The organism is Pseudomonas protegens (assembly GCF_003732485.1).
Taxonomy (GTDB): Bacteria; Pseudomonadota; Gammaproteobacteria; order Pseudomonadales; family Pseudomonadaceae; genus Aquipseudomonas; species Aquipseudomonas protegens_B.
The window spans coordinates 76,116-79,266 of record NZ_MOAK01000079.1; the positions used below are offsets into that span (position 1 = coordinate 76,116).

Below are 3,151 nucleotides of genomic sequence, written 5' to 3' on the forward strand. Positions count from 1 at the left end.
ACACCAGCACATGGGGCCGCGCGCAGTATTCGTCGAGGGTCAGCGGCGTATCGCTGGCATCGGCCCGCAACACACTGGGCTGGATATGCCGCAGCAACTTGCGCTTGGCATTGGCCGGCAGCCCTCGGGTCTGGCTGATGCCGACGGTGATGTCACCGGAGGCCAGCAAGTCGGGAATCCGCCAGTAGTCCACGTGCTGCACCACGACCACCACCTGCGGCGCTTCCTGGCGCAGGGCTCGCAACAAGGGCGGCAGCAGGCCGAACTCGACGTCATCGGACAGGCCGATACGAAAGGTCATGGTGCTGCTGGCAGGATCGAAATCGTGGGTCAGGCTCAGGGCCGAGGACAGCGCATCCAGGGCCGGCGACAGGTGCTGGATAAGCTGCTCGGCACGCGCCGTGGGCTCCATGCGATGACCGACGCGGATGAACAGCGGATCGTTGAACATCGCTCGCAGACGGTTGAGTGCGGAACTGATGGTGGGCTGGCCGAGAAACAGCTTCTCCGCCACCCGAGTGACATTGCGTTCCAGCATCAACGCCTCGAACACCACCATCAGGTTGATGTCGGCCTTGCGCAGTTCATTGCGATTCATCGGTGTAGCCCCGGTCCCCAGACGGAGGTCAGTGTAGAAAGACCGGGGGGCCGGCGTCCAGGCGAGATCCGCAGCCCGACGTCGGCCTCAGGCGGAGTTTCTCGCCAGCCCGCTCGCCCCCAGCTCGCGCCGGTCCTCCTGCCCCTGGCGCAGACGCAGGGCCGCCACCGCGGCCACCAGCAGCACCAGGGCAATCACCTTGAGGCCATTCATGGCATTGCCGGTGCTCATCTCGATCGCGCCCATCACCGAAGGGCCGACAAAACCGCCCAGCAGCCCGCAGGAGTTGACGAAACCCAGGCCGCCCGCCAGGGCCGCGCCCTTGAGCCGTGAAGCCGGGTACAGGAAGATGATCGACTGCACCACGAAGAACATCAGCGCCGCCACGCAGAACCCCAGCAGGCTGAACACCGGCCCGGAAAACGCCGCGATCGACAGCCCCGCCGCCATCACCAGCAGTCCGCAGACCAGCAGGCGCCGCGAGCGTTGCGGGCTGTTGGCCAGCCGGGGCAAGGCGATGGCCCCGACAGCCGCGGCGATCCAGGGCAGCGAGGTCAAAAGACCAACGCTCATGATGCTCAGGTTGCCGTACTTGCCGATGATGCTGGGGAGGAAAAAGATCACGGTGTAGATGGTGATCTGATGGCAGAAGTAGACAAAGATCGCCAGCAGGATCTGCGGCGTGAAGCACTGCCGGAACGAGTGCCCGCCCTGCCCCGCGCCCTCGTCGGCTTCCCGGGCCAGGCGTTGCTCGATGGCCGCCGCTTCCTCGGCGCTCAGCCAGGGCGCCCGGCTCGGGCGGTCCGGCAGGCGCCGCCAGACCACCCAGGCGAAGAACACCGCCGGCAGGCCTTCGAGCAGGAACATCCACTGCCAGCCGTGCCAGCCCAAAAGGCCGTCCATCTTCATCAGCGCCGCGCCGAGCGGGCCGCCAATGATATTGGCCAGGCACACCCCCAGCAGGAAATAGCCGGTGGCCCGGGCCCGCTGCTGGCGGTCGAACCAGTAGGTCAGGTACAGCATGACCCCGGGAAACAGCCCGGCCTCGGCGATCCCCAGCAGCAGGCGCAGCACATAGAAGGAGGTCTCGCCCTGGACGAAGGCCATGGCGGCGGAGATCAGCCCCCAGGTCACCATGATCCGGGCGATCCAGAAACGCGCGCCGACCTTGTGCATGATCAGGTTGCTCGGCACTTCGGACAGCGCATAGGTGAGGAAAAACAGGCCGGCACCGAGCCCGTAGGCCGCGGCGGAAATCCCCAGGTCCACATCCAGCTGATGCTTGGCCAGGGCGATATTGGTGCGGTCGAGAAAACTCAAGACATAGGCCGCGATCAGCAGCGGCATCAGCTTGAGGAACATCAGCCGGGTCAGCTGTTGCTGATCCCGGGGCGGCGCGGTGGTTGCAGTGTTCATGGGCATATCCCTTTGTAATTGTTATGCGGGATCGCCAGCGCCCGAAAGGCGCCGGCAGCGGGCCTGCGGGGCTTAGAACGCGACCTGGTCGCGCCCCTTGAGCCCGAGCAGGGTGCGGGCTTCGTCCGCCGTCGCCACCCGGCCGCCCAGGGCCTCGATGACGCCACGGATGCGCCGCACCTGGTCGGCGTTGCTGGCCGCCAGCTTGCCGGGGCCGTCCCATAGGGAATCCTCCAGGCCGACCCGGGCATGACTGCCCATGGCCAGGCCCATGGTCGCCAGGGGAATCTGGTTGCGCCCGGCGCCGAGGATCGACCAGTGATAGGCATCGCCGAACAGCCGGTCGGCGGTGCGGCGCATGTGCGCCAGGTCCTCGGGGTGACCGCCAATGCCACCCCGCAGGCCGAACACCGACTGGATGAACAACGGTGCCTTGAGCAGGCCGCGCTCCAGGAAATGCGCAGCGGTGTAGAGGTGGCCGATGTCGTAGCACTCGATCTCGAAGCGGGTGCGGTTCTCGGCACAGGCGCTGAGGATATGGGCGATGTCGCGGAAGGTATTGCGGAAGATCCGGTCGTCGCTCTCTTCCAGGTACGGCCGCTCCCAGTCGTGCTTGAACTCGGTAAAGCGGTTGAGCATTTCGTACAGGCCGAAGTTCATCGACCCCATGTTCAACGAGGCCAGCTCCGGCTTGAACTCCAGCACCGGTTGCAGGCGCTCCTCGACGCCCATGGTCGGCGCGCCACCGGTGGTGAGGTTGATCACCACGTCGCAGGCGCCCTTGATCTGCGGCAGAAAACGCCGGAACAGCTCGGGGTCCTGGCTCGGCCGGCCGTCCTCCGGGTCACGGGCATGCAGGTGGACGATGGCCGCCCCGGCCTCGGCGGCGGCGATGGCCTCGGCAGCAATCTCCCCGGCCGTGATCGGCAGGTGGGGCGACATGGACGGGGTATGAATGGCACCGGTAACGGCGCAGGTGATGATGACGGGTGTTTTTCCAGGCATGACGGTACTCCGACTTTTATTCTTGATGAAAAAAATCCCAGGGTGTCGCGTGCAGATTTCAGCGCCGGCGGTCCTCGCCAGCGCGGCCAGCCGGTGCGGCTAGAGGGACTCGACGTTGCCGTCGACGCTGAT

The 3,151-nt window shown here is 66.1% G+C and carries 3 protein-coding genes; all 3 read right to left on the reverse strand.

The annotated features are described in order from the left end of the window. On the reverse strand, positions 1-598 hold a 598-nt coding region (locus BLX41_RS35890), incomplete at its 3' end, for a LysR family transcriptional regulator (RefSeq protein WP_259745053.1). 87 nt (positions 599-685) lie between these two features. Further along, entirely contained in the window at positions 686-2,014 is a 1,329-nt protein-coding gene (locus BLX41_RS21140; protein WP_185073718.1) for an MFS transporter, read from the reverse strand. 72 nt (positions 2,015-2,086) lie between these two features. After that, positions 2,087-3,019 (reverse strand): 3,5-dioxohexanoate:acetyl-CoA acetone transferase, encoded by a 933-nt coding sequence (gene kce, locus BLX41_RS21145; RefSeq protein WP_123726461.1) that lies wholly within the window; start codon positions 3,017-3,019, stop codon positions 2,087-2,089. Between the last annotated feature and the right edge of the window lie 132 nt (positions 3,020-3,151).